Origin of the sequence: Leptotrichia sp. oral taxon 218, from assembly GCF_018128225.1 — a bacterium.
Lineage (GTDB): Bacteria > Fusobacteriota > Fusobacteriia > Fusobacteriales > Leptotrichiaceae > Leptotrichia.
In genome coordinates this window covers 602454-622917 of sequence record NZ_CP072377.1, presented here as the reverse complement: position 1 = coordinate 622917, position 20464 = coordinate 602454, and the positions used below count along the sequence as shown (strand labels likewise).

Genomic DNA, 20464 nt, shown 5'->3' with positions numbered 1-20464 from the left:
TTTTTCCTTTCACCTCCTTATTTATTAATAGCCAAACTGCAAATAACAGTTTGACTATAAATTAATATTAATTATCCTTTATATTTTCTAAATGCAAGCACTGCATTATGTCCACCAAATCCAAGTGAACTTGACATTCCAACTTCAATATCTCTTTTTCTAGCTTCATTTGGCACATAATCCAAATCACAAAGCGGATCAGGATTTTCATAATTTATTGTAGGTGGCATTATTCCTTCATCAATAGCCAACGCTAAAAATGCAGCTTCAATTCCACCTGCTCCTCCCAATAAATGTCCTGTCGCACCTTTTGTCGAACTTACTGAAAGTTTATAGGCATGTTCTCCAAATGCTGTTTTTATCGCTTGTGTTTCATTTTTGTCATTTGCTGGAGTTGAAGTTCCATGTGCATTTATATACCCAACTTCTTCAGGTTTAACATTTCCTTGCTCCATTGCCATTTTAAAAGCTCTAGCGGCTCCTTCTCCACCATCAGATGGCGCTGTCATATGATATGCATCTCCTGTTTCCCCATATCCTACAACTTCTGCATAAATTTTAGCTCCTCTAGCTTTTGCATGTTCTAATTCTTCCAAAATCAAAACACCTGCTCCTTCTCCTAATACAAATCCATCTCTATCCGCAGTAAATGGTCTTGAAGCAGTTTTAGGATCAGGATTAGTAGAAAGTGCTTTTAAGTTTGCGAATCCTGCAATTCCAGAAGGTGTCACAGTAGCTTCTGTTCCTCCCGCAATCATAGCGTCTGCTTTTCCTAATAAAATTGTCTGGAAAGCATCACCAATTGAGTTTGTCCCTGATGCACAAGCGGTTACAACTGTTTTATTTGGTCCTTTTGCTCCAGTATAAATTGATGTATTTCCAGAAGCCATATTTGCGATAGCTGCTGGAATATAAAATGGAGACACTCTTTTTGGTCCTCTTGTAACTAATTTTTCCACTTCTTGTTCTATCACATCAAGTCCACCAATTCCTGATCCAATAATTGTTCCAATTCTATCCGCATTTTCTTCTGTAATTTCAAGTTTTGCATCTTCTAATGCTTCTTTAGACGCCGCTATTGCAAATTGTGAAAATCTAGCAATTTTTTTCATTTCTTTTTTTTCAATAAATTTTTCTGCCTCAAAATCTTTCACTTCGGCTGCAATATGTACAGGATGATTTGAACTATCAAATTGAGTGATTTTATCAATTCCACACTCCCCAGCCAACAAATTTTTCCAAGCTTTTTCTCTTCCAGTTCCTAATGGCGTTACTAAGCCTATTCCCGTTATAACTACTCTTTTCATCGATACACCTCTCATTTTTATTATTATCAATTTAGATCTATAATTTAATTATTATCTACTCTTTTATATTTTAACATTTTTTTTAAAATTTTTCAATAAAAAAGGGGGAAACACCCCCTAAAAGTAAATCTAATAACTATTTAGATTCAATATATTCCATTACATCTTTAACTGTTTTAATTTTTTGTGCATCTTCATCAGGAATTTCTACATCAAATTCTTCTTCGAATGCCATAATCAATTCAACTGTATCTAGTGAATCAGCTCCTAAATCATCAACAAATGACGCATCTTCAGTAACTTGATCTTCGTCAACTCCTAATTGTTCAGCAACTATTGATTTAATTTTATCTAGCATTAAATGCCACCTCCGTTTTAATATATCTAAAATTATTATACCAAAAGAATTTAAATTTTGCAACTATTTTAAGAATTTTTTTTAAAAATACTTAATTTTTTAGTGTAAATTATATATTTTCTATATTTTCTACATTTTCAATGTTAATAACTTCTATTTCTTTATTGATTTTTTTAATAAGTCCAGCAAGAACTTTTCCAGGTCCAACTTCATAAATTTTTGTAACTCCATTTTCGCTAAGTTTGTTAATTGTATCAACCCATTTTACAGGACCAAATGTCTGATTATAAAGTTCCGTTTTTATTTCATCAGATGAAGTCAAAATATTTGCCGTAGTGTTAGCTACAATTGGTGTTTTTGCGTCACTCCAGCTATAATTTTCAAATTCTTTTTTCAAAACTTCGGCAACAGGTTTCATAAGTGATGAATGAAATGGTCCTGATACCGCAAGTGGCAATGCTCTTCTAGCTCCTTTTTCCTTAAAGATCTCCAAACTTTTTTCAATTGCAGCTTTTTCTCCCGCAACAACTGTTTGTTTAGGTTCATTATAATTTACCGCTTCAATTACTCCATCAATTTCACAACAAATATTTTCCACTTCATTTGCAGGTAATCCTAAAATTGCAGCCATTGAACCGTCTATTTTAGCTTCACTCATTATTTTCCCTCTGGCAGAAATCAATTTTAATGTATCAATTTCATTCAAAAATCCAGCCGCATACAGCGAACTATATTCTCCCAAGCTATGTCCTGCAACAAAATCTGGATTTATTCCTTTTTCTTTTAACAATTTTGTTAAAATTACTGAAAATAAAGCTATTGCTGGTTGTGCAAATTTTGTATCTTTTAATTCATCTTTTGTTCCTTCAAATACAACTTTTTTCACTTCTTCATTATTTTCAAAAATTTCGTCTATTATCTTTTTATTTTCACAGCTTACACTGCTGTACAAAACTTCACCCATTTTTTCATATTGTGTTCCTTGACCAGGAAATACAAAAGCAACTTTTGACATTTTTTCTCCTTATTTATTAATTCCTTCAGCTTCTTCGATTTCTTCAGCTTCTTCAACTTTTTTAGGTTTAGATTTTTTAGGAAATTTGTTAAAATTTCTCTTATCAACAATTTCTTTCACACCAAGTCCAAAAATTACAAGTCCTGCTATTAAAAGAAGTATCCAAAATGGCAAATCTTCCCAAATTAATGACAAATAAGAATAAATTCCCACACCTGTAAGAACCCATCCTAAAACCTTTTTCTTAAACACAAAATAAATTCCTAAAAGAATTAATATAACTTGATAATTAAAAATATACTTTTGAATTTCTTCAGGAATAAATTGAAACAAACTTAATACTACAATTACTAATCCCCAAAACATTTTTTTATTCATAATCATCATCCTTTCTAAAAAAATTTTTTATTTTGACCATTCAAATAAAATAGAACCATATGTCAGTCCGCCACCAAATCCTGTTATTACGATTTTATTACCTTTTTTAAGCCTATTTTGTCTATTTGCTTCGTCTATCGCAATAGGAATTGAAGCTCCTGAAGTATTTCCATATTTATTCAAATTTACAAAAAACTTATCTAATGGTTGTTTAAATCTTTTGGCAATCGACTCAATTATTCTTATGTTTGCCTGATGAGGTATAAATAAATCTATATCGTCCGCCGTAATATTTTGCTGGCTTAAAACATTATCAACGCTCTCAGGAAATACTTTTACTGCAAATTTAAATATTTCCCTTCCATTCATTTGTAAATATGTCTCTTTATTTTTTAGTGCTTCAACAGTAACAGCTTTTCTCGAACCACCAGCAGGAACAATTAATTCACAAGCGCCAGAACCATCTGCCACCAAATGACTTGCACAAAATCCTCCAGTTTGCACTTCACCAAGCACAACCGCTCCAGATCCATCTCCAAATAAGATGCAAGTCCCTCTATCGCTCCAATCTGTAACTCTTGACATAGTTTCAGCACCTATCACAAGAACCTTTTTATAAATTCCTGATTTTATAAAGCTGTATCCAGTCGTAAACGCATAGACAAATCCAGTACATGCTGCACTCATATCAAAAGCCGCAGCTTTTATTCCTAATTTATCTTGAACTAATGCCGCTGTTGATGGTGTAAAATGATCAGGTGTCATCGTTGCAACAATGATTAAATCAATTTCGTCTTTATTTATTCCAGCGTCATCTATAGCTCTTTTGGCAGCTTCATATGCTAAATCCGAAGTGGCTTCATTTTCAGAGGCTATTCTTCGCTCCTTGATACCAGTTCTCGTTGTTATCCACTCGTCATTAGTATCGACTATCTTTGCTAAATCGTCATTTGTCAACACTTTTTCTGGAACATAAGAACCCGTCCCCAAAATTCCTACTCTCATTTTTTTCTCCTTTTCTTAAATTTTATAAAATTTATTATCTTAACCGCTTTTTTTATTCGCAAATTTTAATACTTACACAATAAGTTTATCATAAATTTTAAAATTTTACAATATAATTAATTTTTTTAATGAAAAAAATTTTTTAAAAATTTTAAAATTTTAATTGATTTTTTTATAATTTAAATAACTTAATTTTTTATGTTAATTTATATATTTTTCAAATTTATAATATTTAATGTAAAAATATTTTTTTAATATTAATAATTTATAATTTACAGTTTATAATTTCTAATACAACTTTTTGTTTGTCAATTTTCTCATTTTGTAATATATATGCTTTCAAAATCATTTCTTTTGAATCTTTCACATTTTTTGAATCATTATAATAAATTTCCGCCAATTTTTCCCCTTTTTCCACTTTATCTCCAACTTTTTTAAAAATTTTAATTCCGACAGAATAATCAATTTTATCTTGTTTTGTAGCTCTACCCGCTCCAATTATCATCGCCGCTTTTCCAATTTCTTCAGTTTTTATTTTTGATACATAGCCACTATTTTTAGAAAAAACTTCCAATTTTTCTTTTGCAACTGATAAAATCGAATAATCATTTACTAAATTTCCATTCCCTCCACTTTCTGTTATAAATTCCTTTAATTTTAAAAGTGCAAGTCCATTATTTATCACTTCATCAATTTTTTTATATCCATCTTTTAACTCTTTTATTTCTCCCCTCGCCTCTAATGCAAGTGCAGCAATTGTGTAAACTACTTCTTTTACATCTTTTGCTCCATTTCCTTTCAATGTTTCAATTGCTTCTATTATTTCAATCGCATTTCCCACCGAATATCCAAGCGGTTCATCCATATTGCTCAAAACTGCTCTTACTTTTCTTTTAAATCCAATCCCAATTTCAATCATTCTTTTTGCCAATTCTCTTGCACAATCAATATTTTTCATAAAAGCTCCGTCACCAACTTTCACATCAAGAATTATCACATCCGACTGAATCGCCAGTTTTTTACTCATTATGCTGCTTGCAATTAATGGAATACTCGGAACTGTCGCCGTAACATCTCTTAACGAATACAATTTTTTGTCAAGCGGAACAATTTTATCGCTGTATCCCATAAGACCAATCCCTGTTTTACTTGCAATTTTTTCAACTTCTTCTTTTGAACTCGAAAATTTAAATCCTTTTATCGCTTCAAATTTGTCTATCGTACCGCCAGTATGTCCTAAACCTTTACCCGATAACTTAGTCGAAGCCAAACCAAGTGCCGCAAGTATTGGTGCTAATACAACAGTTACTTTATCTCCCACTCCACCTGTACTATGTTTGTCGACCAAAAATTTATTAATTTTTTCAAATTTTATAATTTCTCCCGAATCTCTCATTAAAGTTGTAAATTCCAAAAGTTCATTTTTTGTCATATCATTAAAATAAACTGCCATTAAAAATGCCGACATCTGATAATCTGGAACATTTCCTTTTAAGTATTCACTCAATAAAAAATAAATTTCTTCTTTTGCAAGTTCTTCTTTTTCTCTTTTTTTCTCAATCAAATCCACTACTCTCATAATCTTTCCTTTCTCTCTCTCTCTATATATATATATATATATACTCAAACCTATTTAAAATTAAACTGCTAAAAATTATATAAATTTAGGAGTTAAGTAAAACAGTCGTAATTTTAGACTTTAGATTTAAAGTAGTTTTAACATATATTTATTTAATTAAATTATTTATTTAATTAATTAATCTCTCAATTAATTAAACTAAATTAATTTTTAAAATAAAAAAATAAAGTTTTAAATTTTTTTAAAAAAATAAGCGAGACCAAAAAGATCCCGCTTTTTTTAACTTTTATAATTATATTTTTGGTTTTACAACAATTTTTCCATTTTTAATATCTTGTTTAATTTGTTCAAGTCTTTTAATATTTTCTTCACCAATTTTATCTTTTGTAAATTCAAAGTTTGTTGTTCCAATTCCATCTTCTTTTATTCCATATGTTTGAACTTTTGCGGCAAACTTTCCATTTAAAGTTGTTTTAATTTCATCAAAAACTGCGTTATCCACATATTTCATCATAGAAGTCAAAATATTTCCTGGATATAAACCATCTTGATTTGAATCAACACCTATTCCATAAATATTTTTTTCTTTAACAGCTTGAAATACTCCAAGTCCACTTGCTCCAGCTGCATGATAAACAACATCTGCACCTTGTTGAATCAAAGTTTCAGTTTTAGCTTTTGCTGAAGCTTGATCATTAAATGCTGATGTTCCACCAATTGTAACTGGCACAACTTTAATATCAGGTTTTATATATCTTGCACCTTGTGCATATCCTGCAAAAAATTTAGCTATCAAATCAGAATTGTCAGCGCCTACAAATCCAATTGTTCCTGTTTTATCCATCATAGCCGCCAAAGCTCCTACCAAGAATGATCCTTCTTCTTCCTTAAATACAAGTGAAGCAACATTTGGTTTACCACTAACTACACTGTCAATAATCGCAAATTTTTGATCTGGAAATGCATCAGCTACTGCAACTACAGCATCTTGCATTGTATATCCAACTGCGATTATCAAATCATATTGTCCTTCTTCAGCAAATCTTGTTAAAGCATCTTTTGCTTCTGAAGTCGGATCTTTTGGCTCATATTCGCTATAAGTTATTCCCAATTCTTTTTTAGCCTTTTCAAGACCTCTGAAAGTTGAGTCATTAAAAGATTTATCACCTTTTCCACCAGTAGAATAAACAACTGCTACTCTCTTATTAGCATTTGTCGAATCAGTTGAAGTTTTTCCGTCTTTTACTTGATCCGCTGTTGCAGGTTTATTTCCACACGCAACAATAAACATTAATGCAAAAAGTACACCAAAAATTGTCAAAATTCTTTTCATTTTTTCCTCCTAAATTTATTTTATCATAATACTAATATTATACCTTATTTTTTCTTATTTTTAAATAAAAACTTTTATTTTTTTAATTAAAAAATAATTAAAAATTTAATGATAAAATTAAAATATTTTAATTTAATATTTTTTATAAAAAAAACTATCTCAAAATATGAGATAGTAATTTTATTTACTATTCAGCAACAAAGCTTCCTGCTAATAATGGATCAATTTTAATTCCAGGTCCCATAGTTAATGAGATTGCAACTGTTCTTAAATATTGTCCTTTAGAAGCTGCTGGTTTTAATTTAACAATTTGATTTAATGCAACTTTAAAGTTTTCTATGATTGCTTCTTTTGAAAAATCAACTTTTCCAATTGGTAAATGAATCGAACCTAATTTATCAACTTTAAATGCAACTTTTCCTTTTTTAAATTCTGTTACAGTTTGTTCGATATTTGTTGTAACTGTTCCTGATTTAGGGTTAGGCATAAGTCCTTTAGTTCCTAAAATTCTTCCTAATCTTCCTAATTTAGGCATCATATCAGGTGTAGCTATAACTAAATCGAAATCTAACCATCCACCTTGAATTTTACTGATATATTCATCATCTCCAGCAAAATCTGCTCCAGCGTCTAACGCTTTTTGGATGTTATCTCCTGAAGTAATTGCTAATACTCTTACAGTTTTTCCTGTTCCATGTGGCAACGAAACTGTCCCTCTTACTTGTTGATCAGCATGTCTTGGGTCAACTCCAAGTCTTACAGCTAATTCAACTGTTTCAACGAATTTTGCACTTTTTGTATCAAATACTAATTCCAAAGCTTCCTCTGGAGTATAAACTTTCATTTTATCTACTTTTTGAGATATTTCATTATATCTCTTACCTTTTTTTGCCATTTATTATTTCCTCCTCTGTGGTCATTGGCTAGAAAACCTTCCACTTCTTCCAATAATGTTTTTTATTTTTTATATATAATTATTCAGAAATTTTAATTCCCATGCTTCTTGCAGTTCCTGCAACAATATTCATAGCTGCTTCAACACTTCCAGCATTCAAATCTGGCATTTTAGTTTCTGCAATTTCTTGTAATTGAGCTTTAGTTATAGTTCCAGCAACTTCTTTTAATGAGTTTCCAGCACCTTTTTTAACTTTAGCTGCTTTTTTTAATAAGTCTGATGCTGGTGGAGTTTTTAAAACAAATGTAAAACTTCTGTCAGCATATACTGTAATTTCTACTGGAATTACAAATCCCATTTTATCTTGTGTTTGTGCGTTAAATGATTTACAAAATTCTGCGATATTTACCCCATGTTGTCCTAATGCAGGTCCTACTGGTGGTGCAGGATTCGCTTTCCCTGCTTCTAATTGTAATTTAATCTTTCCGATTACTTCTTTAGCCATTTTTCCTCCTCTGTGGTCAGTGAATTTTTTTAAATCTCCCACTTTTTCATAAATTTTGCTAATAGTTATTCTTAAATAATACTTTTAATACTATTTTAGTAATGTAGTTAATATTTTTTGACTTTTATTAATAGTCTAATTTTGCAATTTCTGTGTATTCAAGTTCTACTGGCGTTTGTCTCCCAAATACTTCTAGCATGACAGTTACTTTTCCATTTATGTCGTCAATAGCTGAAATTTCTCCTTCTTGATCCAAGAATGAATCTTTTTTAATAATTACTTTTTCTCCAACTTTAAAATCAATATTATATCTAGGTCCTTTTTCAACTGTATCGCCATTTATTATATCAATTCCAACTTTAGCAAGTAACTCTTGTGCTTCTTCGTCAGATAGCGGTATTGGATCACTTCCAACTCCTACAAATCCAGTAACTCCGTTAGTATTTCTTATAACATACCAAGCATCACTGTCAACACGGTAACCTAATCCTAATTCATTTTCTTCTTTCACAGATAGCATTTCAATCATTACATAACTAGGAAATAATTTTCTTGAAACTTTTACCATTTTTCCTCGTTTTTCTTCTAATACTTCTTCTTCAGGTACTAAAATTCTAAAAACTCTATCTGTTAAATCCAATGATTCGATTCTTTTTTCCAAATCTGTTGCTACTTTTTTTTCGTAACCAGAATAAGTATGAATTATATACCATTTTTTTTCGTATACAATTTCATTTTCATTTTCATTTTTTTCAGTCAACTTACGCGCCTCCTATAAAATTTTTTATAATGTTGCTCACATTGGTCAATACAAAACTAAATGCTGTATCAAAAAGAAGTGTATAAAGTGCTATAAAAATTGTTATTAAAATTACAATTACAGTTACATGATAAACTTCTTCCCTACTAGGCCAATATATTTTTTTATATTCTTCACGCAAATTTTTTAGACTTTCTCCTAAATTAAATTTACCCATAAATATTCTCCTAGAATTATTTAAGATATATCTTAAACTTCTATTTTATTTTTCTAAAAAAAAATACTCATATTTTAAAATGGCAGGCCAGGCAGGAATCGAACCCGCAACTTTCGGTTTTGGAGACCGACGCTCTACCAATTGAACTACTGACCTATCTTTTTATATGAGATTATTTTACTTCTCTGTAAAGAGAATGTCTTTTTAGCACTGGATTATATTTTCTCATTTCCAATCTTTCTGGATGAGTTTTTTTATTTTTAGTTGTAACATAATGTCTCAACTTAGTTTCAGTGCACTCTAAAATTACTTGTACTCTCATCTTTTTCTATCCCTCCCAATAAAATATTGGTATTACCAGAATAAACTAGCAAAAAGATTATAACACAGTTTTTTAACTTTGTCAACACCATTTTTTGTTTTTTATTATACTTCTAAGATTTTTGTTATAATTTCATAACTTTTTCCAACTTTTTTTTCTAAAATTCTTTTGTAATTTTCTATTTGCTCTTTATATTTTTCATTTTTTTCAGGTTCATAACCTGTTTTGTAGTCAAAAATATAAATTTTCTTATTTTTTTCATCGATATTAATTCTATCTATTATTTTTTTTTCCATCTTTTCATCGTCAAAAATTTCAAATTCATTATAAACTTTATATTTTGGATCGTAAATTTCAAGATTTTTTTCAATAAATTTTTCCATACGCTCAATCATCTCAAAAATGTTATTTTTCCCAATCATATTTCCATAACGGCTAAAAATTGCTGAATTTGCAACTTTCTTTTCATTTTCCACATCTGTTAAAATATGTTCAAAATAATAATGCATTGCAAGTCCCTTTTTTCTTTTAAATTCTTTTTCCAAATTAATCTTACTGGCATTTCTATCATTTTTTGTAATATTATCTGAAAAATATGGAAGAATTTTTTTTAAATCTAACATCTTTATTTCTTTTGTATTTTTTATTTTTTTTCTTTCTCTTTTTTTTCATTTTCTTTTTCTCTATCTTCTCTATTTTCTCTTTTTTCTTTTTTTTCTCCATTTTTTTTATTTTCTTTATTTTCTCTGATTTCTTCATAAATTTTTCCAGCTGAATACTTTTCACATTCATTTAAGCAATCTTCTGAACAATCTTTTGAATATTTTTCAGTCAATTTTTTAGTTAATTCATCGCAATATTTCCCACCTGATTTTTTTATGTCAAACAGCAAAATCAGATTTTTCTTGGCTCTTGTAAGTGCCACATAATCTCTGTTAATTTCTTCAATTCTTTCTTTTTCTTCTTCCAATTCTCTGATTTTTTTATATTTTTCATCTTTTAAAATCAATTTTTCATATTTTTTCAAAGTCACCAAAAATTCCGTAACTTTTTCAAAATTTCTGTCAAATTGAATAAATGTCTTTATTTTTGATGTTTCATTTCGGGAACTTTTGCTCATTCTCTTACATTTATAATAAAAAACCGTATCAAATTCTAGTCCTTTTGATTTATGCACCGTCATAAGATTTATTGCGTTTTTATCCTCACTTCCAAATTGCTTTATCTCTTCTTTTTTTCTTCGATATAATTTATAAAGTCAAATAAATCTGTGTGACTTTTTAAAATATTGAAAAATTCAAAAATATTTTTTATGTCGCTATTTGTTGAATAAAAATTTGTTATCTCAAAATCTTTTATAACTTCTAGCGAAAAATTTTCTTTTTTTGTTTTTGAATTTAAGTTTTCAGACAATTTTTTTAATTTTTTTATTTTACTCAAAACATCCGAAAATAAAAAGCCATTTCTTTCAATTAAATTTATTTTTTTATATTTCAATAATTCTTCTTTTTTTATTTTTATTTCTTTATCTTTTTCTTTTTCTTTATCTTCTATTTTTATTTCTTCTTTTTTATCTTCATATTTTTTTTCTATTTTTTCATCTTTTATTTCTTCTTTTCTTGATTTTTCTTCTTCTCTTTCATATTCTCTTTCACTTTCTTTTTCTCTTTTTCTTTCACTTTTTTCTATTCTTTCAATATTTATATTTATATTTTTAGTATTTTCATTTTTATTTTTTTCAAAATCAAAATTAAAATCAAAATTTTCTAAAAACAAATCAAAATCTTCTTCTTTTGAATTTTTCATAAAAATTTCAATAATATTTTTATTTTCTAAAATATATTTCACATGGCTATTCAGACATCCGATTAAATCTGAACGAAGAAATTCTAACAAATATTGAAAGTTATTGTATAAAAAATATTTTATAAGTCTATAAATTGGATTAACTGCACTGTGCTCCAAAATTGACTTGTTACTCTTCAAAGTATATGGAATATTATGAGCATTCAATTCACTTGCGATTTCAGATAAATATTTATTTTTTCCAGCGATTATACAACTTTTTCCAAGATTTTTAATCTCTTTATTTTCCACCATTTGAATAATATTTTTAAAAATTCTCTTTTCAGTTGGCGACTTTTTATCTTCCAACTCATTTATTTCAAACTCAAAATAACCTTTTTGGTATTCAGCATCTTCAGATTTATAATCAACTTTTTCATAATTCCAATTGCTTTTTTCATCATAATCGCAATAAATTTTGTTTACATTTTCAATAACCGCTTTATAACTTCTGTACGATTTTTTCAAAGTTTCCACTTTCGAGCCGTCAACTATTTCGTCAAGATTTTCAAAAAGCTCTTTTTCTCCGTCACGCCAACCATAAATACTTTGTTTTTCATCTCCCACGCAAATTACATTTTTAGCGCAGTCCATTATGAGCTTTAAAATTTTCCACTGCAAAATGCTTGTGTCCTGAAATTCATCGACCATAATTGTATCAATATTTCCACCAATTATTTCAAAAAAATCTTGAGTAAATTTATTATTTTTTATAAATTTTAAATTTTTGTCAAAAATGAATTCGTAAGTATAAATCGAAATATCGTCGTGCGTAAATTTTTTGGAAGAAATTTTTTCTCTTCGGACCAAATCATACAAAAATTCACAAAATTCTTTTAATTTATTGTGAAACGGATAAACTTTATTTTTTAAAATATATTTTGAAAATTTATCTAAAAAGTTTTTTTGAAGTTCTTGCAAAGTTTCTGTTAATTCTTTTTTCCGAATAAACTTTCCGTTATAATAATTTTTTATTTTAGAATCTAAAAGTTTTTCCAAATTTTTAACCACAATTTCTATTTTTTTTTCAGAAGAATTTTCACTTTCTTTTTTTATTTGGTCAAAAATTTCAAAAAGTTTGTCATTAAAACATTCAGAAATATTTTTCCCTTTTTCTTCAGAAAATATTTTTACTTCAGAATAAATTTCTTGAAGCGGCGTCAAAAAATCAAATACTTCTAAAACTTTTTTGTCACTTTCTTGTTTTTTTTGTTTTTCTTCTTTTAACTCAAAATCTTTTGCAATAACATATTTTTTTTGAAATTCCACAAGCTCTTCAATGATTTTTACATAATTTTTAATTTCTTTTTTTTCTCCAACTTCTTCAATCAAAAACTCAAATTTTTTATAATAATTTTCGTTGTCCATAATTTTCTTAAATATTTTTTCATAAAAATCACTGCTCTCACTGTCAAGAGTTTCAAAACTCGAAATTTCAAAATAAGGAGCAATCGCCTGTTTAAAAATTCTGTTTGTAAAACTGTCAATTGTGTAAATTCTAATATCTTCTTTATTTTTCAACATTTCAAAATAAATATTCTGCAATTTTTCCTTATCAAAATCATCTTCACTCAAATTATAAATTTCTTTCAGATTTTTTTTTAACTCAATTCCTTTACTTTTTTCAAAAGCGACTTGATACAAAAAATCAAAAATCCGCTCTTTTATTTCCGCAGTTGCCTTTTTTGTAAAAGTTACGACAACGATATTTTTAAAGTCTATATTTTTTAATAAATTGTAAATATACTCAAGCGACAGTCTATAAGTCTTTCCTGTTCCTGCACTCGCTTTTAATATTATTTTATTACTTTCCTGCTTTTTCATTTTCGTCCTCCCATCGCAAAATCAATTCGTATTTTTTCTGATTTGAACTTTCTAAAGTGCTATTTTTTTCTCCCAATCTGTAAAAACTTACTTTTTTATCACTTTCCACTTCAAAATATTTTTTCAAAACTTCCATCACTTCATCTTTCGTAAGTTTTTTATTATCTTTTCGACTGTCGGAAATAATTTTCCCATCCCAGACATCCACAACATATTTTTTATATTCATTTTCTCCCAAAACAATCGAATAAAAGTCAAGTTGCGTAAATGCATCATCAATTCTTTTTTGCGTCAAATTTCCAGTTTTATAGTCAACCAAAATTTCTTCTTTTTTATCTTTTTTTTCATCTTTTATGTGCAAGTCAATTGAAATATTAAAAGCTGCATTTCCAAATTTTTCGCTGTCAATCTCTTTTTCAAACTTTTCTTTAATTCTTTCTTCCGAGCTAACTTTTATCACACTTTTATCACTAATTTTATTTGATAAGTCAACAAAATATTTTTTTATTCCAATTTTTAAATCTTCAAACGAAATATTTTTATAAAATTCCAAATATTCCTGCGGAATTTTATATTTGTAGGACTGTATTCCAGCCTCAAATTCACTTGCAATTTCTTCCTCACTTATGTCAAAATTTCCTTTTTCCAACATTTTTTTATTTTTTTTCACAATATTTTCATAAATCGAATGAATTATCGTCCCAAAAAATCTCGCATCAATAACTTCTTCAATTTTTTCTCTTTCCACTTTTCCCAATTTTTTATCAATATAATAGGCATATTCTGATTCTTTTAAATTTTTATAATCGTAATAACCCAAAGTTATTTTTTCATTTTTTAACTCTTCCACATCTTTTAAAAGTCTTGACTGAATAAATTTCCCAATTTTTTTCTCTTTATAATTTTCTATAAAATAATTTTTTATAAATTCCATCTCTTCTTCTTCAGAAATTTTTTTATTTTTGTTATTTATCTCTAAATCATATTTTAATTTAATTTCTTCCAAAATCCCAGAGCAATCAACATTTTCGTCCAAATTTTTTATATATGAAAGACAAACTTTTTTTGCACCAAAAATTGCGTTCAAAAATCTAAAAATTTCTATCGCTTTCACATCTTCTGGAACTGGTAGTCCCATTTTCTTTCTCTGAATTTGCGAAAATAAATAATTGTTAACCTTGCCTTTTGGAAAAGTATCCTGAAAATTTAAAAACACAATGTTTTTTTTATTCGTTTCAGGCAAAGTTTTAAATTCGTTAATTTTGTATTGATTGTCATTCTCTTGTCCCGCAATTTCTTCCAAGTCCAAGCTAATTGATTTCTTGTCCAAATATTTTAAAAACATCTTTAAAAGTCCCGCCGAAATATTTCCCTTGTCAAAAAATTTGTCCCAAAGATTGTCAAAGTCAAATTCTTCTAAAACTGCAATTTCTGAGAGAGCTTCAAAATATTTGTCCCTAATTTTTTTCCCGCTATTTTTTTGTCTGTCAAATACTTCTTCCAAAAATTTTGAATAATCCTGCAAATTTTTTATTTCAAAAATTTTTTCTAATTCTTCTAAAAATTTTATAAATTTATTTATATTTTTTTTCAGTTCAGAAAATTTATTTTTCTCTTTTTTAATTTTTCAATCTTTTCAACTTTTTCAATTTTCTTATTTTTTTTAATTTCTTTATTTTCTTTATCTTCTTCTTTTTTATTTTTTTCTTTTTTATCTTTTTTATTTTCACAATTTTTAAAATCAAAATCAAAATTTTCTTCAAATTTTTTATATTTTTTTTCAAGATTAAAATAAATTTTCTCTTTAATTTTAAAATTTTTGCTTTCGTTTTCCAAATATTTTTTCAACATTTCAATCGATAAATATTTATAATCTTCTCTGACAAATTTTTGAAAAAGCCAGTAAATATTTTCAATTTTAAATGTTTCTAAAAATTCTTTTAACTTAAACCCGTTATATAATTCTTTCACTTTAAAAATATATTCAATCCCATTTTCTCTTTTTTTAATTCTCACTTCATTCAAAATGTTGCAAAGCACATCCAAAACTTTATAAATCTTAGTTTCCTGTAAAGTTTCTTCCAAATTGTAAATTATTTTCTTTTGGTTTAACAGCTGATAATCTCTTTTAGTTTCACTATTTATATCCTGAACATCGTAAATTTGACATTGCTCTTTTTCATCCGATAATTTTTTTACCAAGCCTAACAGCTGATTAAATTTTGAGCTGTATTCAAAAATTTTAATATCTATATTTTTTTCCAAAAATTTTTCTTTTGGCAAAATTGAAAAGCCACTTTTTATTTTTAATTCCTTTTCGTCAAAATCTTTTTTTGAAAGCTGCAAAATATTTTTTAGTTCTACTCCATTTTTTTTCAAATAAATAATTATTTCTTTTTCAAATGGAGTAAAATTAACTTTATTCACAAAACAAATTTTTTTATTTTTTTCAAAAAATCTTTTGAAATATTTTCAATTTTTCTAATCATATAAGGCAAAATTAAATTTTTTTTCTCAACTTGCAATTTAATGCTTCTCTGAACCTCTCACGACTGAAGTCGCGAGGTTCTTGGGTAGTAGTTGCTTCTGTTAGCCAACTAAATTTACCAAGCTATCCCCATAGTTCCTACGGTTCATATATTTATATATTTAAGCACTTTCTCTTAATATCCTTAGCCCTTCTTTTAGTATGTTTTTGGCTGCATTTATATCTCTATTATGTACAGCTCCACAGAATGTACAATTCCATTCTCTTATGCTTAAGTCTTTTACTTCTTCATTCTTATATCCGCAACAGTTACATATTTGACTACTTGCAAAAAACTTATCTACTTTTACTATCGTTCTTCCATACCACTTTGCTTTATATTCCAGTATTCTACTAAATTCACTCCATGATACGTCTACAATATTTCTTGCTAATTTATGATTTCTCACCATATTTTTTACTTGTAAATCTTCCATACAAATAATATCATATTTTCTTATTAGCTCTGTCGATAATTTCTGCAAAAAGTCTTTTCTTTGATTTGTTACTTTTCATAACATTTCGCTACTTTTATTCTAGCCTTATTTCTATTTGAACTGCCCTTTGTTTTTCGTGACAGTTTTCTTTGGCATAAAGCTAGTTTTTTCAAAGACTTCTGTAAATATTTTGGATTCTCTATTAAGGTTTCATCACTGGTAATCGCAAAGTTCTTTATACCTAAATCTATTCCAACATTTTTATTTGTGCTCTCTAACTTTTCTACTTCTACATCTGTACAACATAGAGATATATAGTATTTTCCGCTAGGTGCTTGTGTTATTGTTGCATTTATTATTCTTCCTTGTGGCTTCATCTTATCTCTTATTTTTAGTTTTCCTAACTTAGGTACTTTTATCCATTTATCTAAAAACTCTATATTATTATTTGTATAACCGGTTCTATATGATTTTCTATTATCTTTCTTAGATTTAAACTTTGGATAGCCATTTCCGCTAAAAAAGTTCTTATAGGCTTTATCTAAATCTTTTAAAGAATTTTGTAAAGAAAATTTATCTACATCTTTTAACCATTCTTTATCTTTCTTTAAAACTGTTAATTCTTTACTACACTCACTATATGACATAGACTTTTTCTCTGTATTATACAGCTTTTGTTTTAAACCTAAAAAATGATTATAGACATATCTAACACAACCAAAAGTACAATTTAACTTTTCTATTTGAGTTTTAGTTGGATAAAATCTGAACTTGTATGCTTTTTCCATTTGATTTCACCTCCATTTACTTATACATAAGTATACTATTTTTTATACTGTAAGTAAATGAAAAAGTAAAATTTTTCTAAATATATGAACCTAAAAACCGACTTAGTCGTTTTAGAGGTTGTCGTTCACATAAGTACGCTACCACCTATGCAGTTCTCTTATGAACTTCTTAATATTTCTATTAAGCACAGACTATATCTTATCCCACAGCTCTACCTGTTTGGGTCTACCCACTTCCACCAGCTTTGGTGTACTTCCCTCAGGAGGAATAGTCGTTGAACCTTACCTTTCGGTCTTGGCTGCTGATTGCCCATTATCTTAACACTTAGGATTTAACCTTATGTCATCTAGTATATTTTTTCTGCTTTCGCCACTTTCACATCTGTACTGTATTTATTTAGGTATTATGTTGTAGTTATACCAGCTTTAGGGGTTCCCAGCAATTCGAGTAGTATTGGATAGCTTTTTTTAAGTTGCTATCTCCACATACATATTTCTATATATGCTGACTATACTTCTCGGTCTAACTCATTCCTTGCGTCACGAGTGTGCGACCGCATTTTTAATCAATTTCCTTCAAATTCTCAAAAATTTCCCGCTGCCAATTTTCCACTTCAATTTTTTGTGCATCAATTTTATATTCCTGCAACTCTGCAAACAAATTATAATAATTATAAGCCACATCAATTATGTCATAATAATTTTTAACTTTCAGTTTTTTCCCAATTTTATTTTTTATCGCATTATAAAAAAATATAACTTGCTTTTCTTCTTTTATCAAAATTTTATCTGTAAAAAAAAGATTTTCATTAAAATCATAACTATTCATAAGTTTAAAATTATGAAAAATCCCAATTTTTTCGTTAAATTCCACATCTTGTAAAAGTTCTTTTTTTATTTCATAAAAAGTCGAAGCATTTTCAAAAACATACAAAACCCTTTCATTTTTTTCAAATTCACAAAATAAATTTTGCTTCAAATCTGCTCCCAGTCCTAAATAATTTATTTCCATCTTTCTTTTCCTTTTCCCCTTTCAACCAAAACTTTTTACTAAAATTATACCACAATTTTTTTCATATCAAAAAAAACTTTGTTTCACAAAATATTTGATAAAACTATTGACAAAATAAAAAAAATATTGTATTATAACAAATGAATAGTTGTTCATATATTAAATAATAGAGGTGAAAAAAATGGAAAAAAATAACGAATGCACTTTGGGAATAAAAGGTCTTGAATGTCCCCAATGTGCCGCAAAAATCGAGCATAATCTAAATGCTTTGGATGAAATAAAAGCAGCTACTGTCGATGTTTTAGGAAAAAAAATTGTAATTAATCCTAACAAAAAATTTTCTAGCGAAGACATCACAAAACTTGTTCAAAAAGAAGTTGACAGAGTTGAAGAAGGTGTGACTGTTTTAATGCCAAATTCTGCAATTGAAGAAGATGAGGAAATAGAAGAAACGAAAGAAAATTTTAAAAGTATAAGAAATAGATTTATTTTAGGTGCAATTATACTTGCAGCCGCAATATTTGTTCCAAAAAATTTATTTGTTCTAAGATTAATTTTATTTTTAATAAGCTACTTTACAGTCGGATATGATGTTTTATTTAAAGCTGTGAAAAATATAAAAAAAGGACAAATTTTTGATGAAAACTTTTTGATGGCGATTGCGACACTTGGAGCTTTTGCGATAAAAGAGTTTCCTGAAGCTGTGTCAGTTATGTTATTTTACCAAATTGGAGAAATGTTCCAAGATTTGGCAGTTGGAAAATCGAGAAAATCCATCACCTCACTTATGAATATTAGACCTGATTATGCAAACTTAAAAATTGAGGGAGAAATTAAAAAAGTTTTGCCAAAAGAAGTAAAATTAGGCGATATAATAGTTATAAAACCTGGAGAAAAAGTCGCATTAGATGGAAAAATTATAAATGGAAGTTCAACTTTTGACACATCCGCTTTGACTGGAGAAGCCATTCCAAGAACATTTGAGATTGGAGATGAAATTCTAAGTGGATTTATAAACACCACAAATCTTGTAGAAATCGAAGTTACAAAGTCATTTGAAAATTCTACAATTTCAAAAATATTAGATTTGGTACAAAATGCAAGTTCTAAAAAATCTAAAACTGAAAACTTTATTACAAAATTTGCAAGATTTTACACACCAGCAGTTGTAATAATCGCTTTACTTATTACAATTTTGCCAATGATATTTGTAAAAGATGCACAGTTTTCAACTTGGCTTTACAGAGCGCTTATCTTTTTAGTAGTTTCGTGTCCGTGCGCCTTAGTTGTTTCAATTCCGCTAGGATTTTTTGGGGGAATCGGTGGAGCTTCAAAAAATGGAATTTTAATAAAAGGAGCAAATTATTTAGAAGCATTAAACAATTTGGAAACTGTTGTTTTTGACAAAACTGGAACACTTACAAAAGGTAAATTTAAAGTCTCAGAAATAAATGTTCAAAATTCCAAATACACAAAAGACGATTTATTAAAATACGCAGCTATTGCAGAAAGTTTTTCAAATCACCCAATTGCACAATCAATTGTTTTAGAATATGAAAAAAACAATAAAAAACTTGAAAAAACTGACAGTTCAGAATTTGAATTTGAAGAAATCGCAGGTCATGGAGTAAAAGTAAAATATGAAAATAGCGAAATTTTAGCAGGAAATCTTAAATTATTAAAAAAGAAAATGTAGAAGCTGCTGAAAAAGACGCTGTTGGAACAGTTGTCTATGTCGCAAAAGATGGGAAATATTTGGGAAATTTAATAATTGCGGACGAAATAAAAGAAGACGCTAAAAAAACAGTTGAAGAACTTAATAATTTAGGGATAAAAAATGTTGTAATGCTAACAGGTGATAACAGAAAAATTGGGGAAAATGTGGCTAGTAAATTAAATATTTCAAAAGTATTCACTGATTTATTACCGCTTGGAAAAGTTGAAAAAATGGAAGAATTTTTGAAAAATAAAAGTACGAATGGAAAAGTGCTATTTGTGGGTGATGGAATAAACGATGCACCAGTTCTTGCAAGATCTGATATTGGAGTAGCAATGGGTGGTGTAGGAAGTGATGCCGCAATCGAAGCTGCTGATATGATTATAATGAACGATGAACCCTCAAAAATAGTAACCGCTCTAAAAATTGCCAAAAAGACAAAAAAAATTGTCTGGCAAAATATAATTTTTGCACTAGGTGTAAAAATCATAATTTTAGTAATGGGAGCACTAGGATTTGCTACAATGTGGGAAGCCGTATTTGGAGATGTCGGAGTCGCATTAATTGCAATATTAAACGCAACAAGAGCATTAACTTACAAAGAAAATTAAATTCTAAATTATCAAAAATTTTCAATATA

20 protein-coding genes, 1 tRNA gene and 1 pseudogene are annotated in these 20464 nt (G+C 28.1%); 2 read left to right on the top strand and 20 right to left on the bottom strand.

Annotation, left to right across the window (positions count from 1 at the left end; all coding sequences use genetic code 11):
* Positions 1 to 71: 71 nt before the first annotated feature.
* The 20 genes and pseudogenes from fabF to J5A73_RS02825 all read right to left on the bottom strand — a co-directional run bounded on the left by fabF (position 72) and on the right by J5A73_RS02825 (position 18107).
* On the bottom strand, positions 72 to 1307 hold the full coding sequence (fabF, locus tag J5A73_RS02920; RefSeq protein ID WP_211616465.1) for a beta-ketoacyl-ACP synthase II: 1236 nt from the start codon (positions 1305 to 1307) through the stop codon (positions 72 to 74).
* 136 nt (positions 1308 to 1443) lie between these two features.
* Positions 1444 to 1665 carry an acyl carrier protein gene (locus J5A73_RS02915; protein ID WP_211616463.1) on the bottom strand — a complete coding sequence of 74 codons (222 nt, stop codon included), beginning with the start codon at positions 1663 to 1665 and terminating at the stop codon, positions 1444 to 1446.
* Positions 1666 to 1774: 109 nt separating this feature from the next.
* Positions 1775 to 2680: an ACP S-malonyltransferase gene (fabD, locus tag J5A73_RS02910; RefSeq protein ID WP_211616461.1), complete on the bottom strand. Its 906-nt coding sequence runs from the start codon at positions 2678 to 2680 to the stop codon at positions 1775 to 1777.
* 9 nt (positions 2681 to 2689) lie between these two features.
* A complete protein-coding gene (locus J5A73_RS02905; RefSeq protein ID WP_211616459.1) occupies positions 2690 to 3058 on the bottom strand; it encodes a hypothetical protein in 369 nt (122 codons plus the stop codon).
* Positions 3059 to 3085: 27 nt separating this feature from the next.
* The gene (locus J5A73_RS02900; RefSeq protein WP_211616457.1) at positions 3086 to 4063 is read right to left on the bottom strand and encodes a beta-ketoacyl-ACP synthase III; all 978 of its coding nucleotides are present in this window, start codon (positions 4061 to 4063) and stop codon (positions 3086 to 3088) included.
* 265 nt (positions 4064 to 4328) lie between these two features.
* Positions 4329 to 5642 carry a thymidine phosphorylase gene (locus J5A73_RS02895; protein WP_211616456.1) on the bottom strand — a complete coding sequence of 438 codons (1314 nt, stop codon included), beginning with the start codon at positions 5640 to 5642 and terminating at the stop codon, positions 4329 to 4331.
* Between the two features lie 292 nt (positions 5643 to 5934).
* Positions 5935 to 6975, bottom strand: a complete 1041-nt coding sequence (locus J5A73_RS02890; RefSeq protein ID WP_211616455.1) for a BMP family protein — start codon at positions 6973 to 6975, stop codon at positions 5935 to 5937.
* Between the two features lie 187 nt (positions 6976 to 7162).
* Positions 7163 to 7870, bottom strand: coding sequence for a 50S ribosomal protein L1 (rplA, locus tag J5A73_RS02885; protein ID WP_211616454.1), 708 nt, complete (start codon positions 7868 to 7870; stop codon positions 7163 to 7165).
* Positions 7871 to 7949: 79 nt separating this feature from the next.
* A complete protein-coding gene (gene rplK / locus J5A73_RS02880) occupies positions 7950 to 8375 on the bottom strand; it encodes a 50S ribosomal protein L11 (RefSeq protein ID WP_094080698.1) in 426 nt (141 codons plus the stop codon).
* Positions 8376 to 8502: 127 nt separating this feature from the next.
* The gene (nusG, locus tag J5A73_RS02875) at positions 8503 to 9135 is read right to left on the bottom strand and encodes a transcription termination/antitermination protein NusG (protein ID WP_211616453.1); all 633 of its coding nucleotides are present in this window, start codon (positions 9133 to 9135) and stop codon (positions 8503 to 8505) included.
* A gap of 1 nt (position 9136) precedes the next feature.
* Positions 9137 to 9352 carry a preprotein translocase subunit SecE gene (gene secE, locus J5A73_RS02870; RefSeq protein WP_211616451.1) on the bottom strand — a complete coding sequence of 72 codons (216 nt, stop codon included), beginning with the start codon at positions 9350 to 9352 and terminating at the stop codon, positions 9137 to 9139.
* Positions 9353 to 9432: 80 nt separating this feature from the next.
* A tRNA-Trp gene (locus tag J5A73_RS02865) sits at positions 9433 to 9508 on the bottom strand.
* A gap of 16 nt (positions 9509 to 9524) precedes the next feature.
* On the bottom strand, positions 9525 to 9674 hold the full coding sequence (gene rpmG / locus J5A73_RS02860; RefSeq protein ID WP_006807173.1) for a 50S ribosomal protein L33: 150 nt from the start codon (positions 9672 to 9674) through the stop codon (positions 9525 to 9527).
* Positions 9675 to 9778: 104 nt separating this feature from the next.
* The gene (locus J5A73_RS02855) at positions 9779 to 10297 is read right to left on the bottom strand and encodes a PD-(D/E)XK nuclease family protein (RefSeq protein WP_211616449.1); all 519 of its coding nucleotides are present in this window, start codon (positions 10295 to 10297) and stop codon (positions 9779 to 9781) included.
* A 20-nt stretch (positions 10298 to 10317) separates the two neighbouring features.
* The gene (locus tag J5A73_RS02850) at positions 10318 to 10899 is read right to left on the bottom strand and encodes a 3'-5' exonuclease (RefSeq protein ID WP_256438656.1); all 582 of its coding nucleotides are present in this window, start codon (positions 10897 to 10899) and stop codon (positions 10318 to 10320) included.
* Entirely contained in the window at positions 10896 to 13343 is a 2448-nt protein-coding gene (locus J5A73_RS02845; RefSeq protein ID WP_211616445.1) for an exodeoxyribonuclease V subunit beta, read from the bottom strand. Before J5A73_RS02845 ends, J5A73_RS02850 begins: the two co-directional genes overlap by 4 nt.
* On the bottom strand, positions 13324 to 14868 hold the full coding sequence (locus tag J5A73_RS02840) for a PD-(D/E)XK nuclease family protein (RefSeq protein ID WP_211616443.1): 1545 nt from the start codon (positions 14866 to 14868) through the stop codon (positions 13324 to 13326). The genes J5A73_RS02845 and J5A73_RS02840 overlap by 20 nt, the downstream gene beginning before the upstream one ends.
* A gap of 65 nt (positions 14869 to 14933) precedes the next feature.
* Positions 14934 to 15770 carry a hypothetical protein gene (locus J5A73_RS02835; RefSeq protein WP_211616441.1) on the bottom strand — a complete coding sequence of 279 codons (837 nt, stop codon included), beginning with the start codon at positions 15768 to 15770 and terminating at the stop codon, positions 14934 to 14936.
* Between the two features lie 222 nt (positions 15771 to 15992).
* A pseudogene (gene tnpB / locus J5A73_RS02830) lies at positions 15993 to 17095 on the bottom strand (IS200/IS605 family element RNA-guided endonuclease TnpB).
* A 562-nt stretch (positions 17096 to 17657) separates the two neighbouring features.
* A complete protein-coding gene (locus tag J5A73_RS02825; protein ID WP_211616439.1) occupies positions 17658 to 18107 on the bottom strand; it encodes a hypothetical protein in 450 nt (149 codons plus the stop codon).
* 181 nt (positions 18108 to 18288) lie between these two features.
* Between J5A73_RS02825 and J5A73_RS02820 the strand changes: the two genes are divergently transcribed.
* Both J5A73_RS02820 and J5A73_RS10760 read left to right on the top strand, forming a co-directional pair.
* On the top strand, positions 18289 to 19803 hold the full coding sequence (locus tag J5A73_RS02820) for a heavy metal translocating P-type ATPase (RefSeq protein ID WP_371813413.1): 1515 nt from the start codon (positions 18289 to 18291) through the stop codon (positions 19801 to 19803).
* A 59-nt stretch (positions 19804 to 19862) separates the two neighbouring features.
* A complete protein-coding gene (locus J5A73_RS10760) occupies positions 19863 to 20435 on the top strand; it encodes an HAD-IC family P-type ATPase (protein WP_371813412.1) in 573 nt (190 codons plus the stop codon).
* Positions 20436 to 20464: the final 29 nt, after the last annotated feature.

Coding starts and splice junctions, on each gene's coding strand:
- fabF (WP_211616465.1), bottom strand. CDS start 1,307: ATGAAAAGAGTAGTTATAACGGGAATAGGCTTAGTAACGCCATTAGGA.
- J5A73_RS02915 (WP_211616463.1), bottom strand. CDS start 1,665: ATGCTAGATAAAATTAAATCAATAGTTGCTGAACAATTAGGAGTTGAC.
- fabD (WP_211616461.1), bottom strand. CDS start 2,680: ATGTCAAAAGTTGCTTTTGTATTTCCTGGTCAAGGAACACAATATGAA.
- J5A73_RS02905 (WP_211616459.1), bottom strand. CDS start 3,058: ATGAATAAAAAAATGTTTTGGGGATTAGTAATTGTAGTATTAAGTTTG.
- J5A73_RS02900 (WP_211616457.1), bottom strand. CDS start 4,063: ATGAGAGTAGGAATTTTGGGGACGGGTTCTTATGTTCCAGAAAAAGTG.
- J5A73_RS02895 (WP_211616456.1), bottom strand. CDS start 5,642: ATGAGAGTAGTGGATTTGATTGAGAAAAAAAGAGAAAAAGAAGAACTT.
- J5A73_RS02890 (WP_211616455.1), bottom strand. CDS start 6,975: ATGAAAAGAATTTTGACAATTTTTGGTGTACTTTTTGCATTAATGTTT.
- rplA (WP_211616454.1), bottom strand. CDS start 7,870: ATGGCAAAAAAAGGTAAGAGATATAATGAAATATCTCAAAAAGTAGAT.
- rplK (WP_094080698.1), bottom strand. CDS start 8,375: ATGGCTAAAGAAGTAATCGGAAAGATTAAATTACAATTAGAAGCAGGG.
- secE (WP_211616451.1), bottom strand. CDS start 9,352: ATGGGTAAATTTAATTTAGGAGAAAGTCTAAAAAATTTGCGTGAAGAA.
- rpmG (WP_006807173.1), bottom strand. CDS start 9,674: ATGAGAGTACAAGTAATTTTAGAGTGCACTGAAACTAAGTTGAGACAT.
- J5A73_RS02855 (WP_211616449.1), bottom strand. CDS start 10,297: ATGTTAGATTTAAAAAAAATTCTTCCATATTTTTCAGATAATATTACA.
- J5A73_RS02845 (WP_211616445.1), bottom strand. CDS start 13,343: ATGAAAAAGCAGGAAAGTAATAAAATAATATTAAAAGCGAGTGCAGGA.
- J5A73_RS02825 (WP_211616439.1), bottom strand. CDS start 18,107: ATGGAAATAAATTATTTAGGACTGGGAGCAGATTTGAAGCAAAATTTA.
- J5A73_RS02820 (WP_371813413.1), top strand. CDS start 18,289: ATGGAAAAAAATAACGAATGCACTTTGGGAATAAAAGGTCTTGAATGT.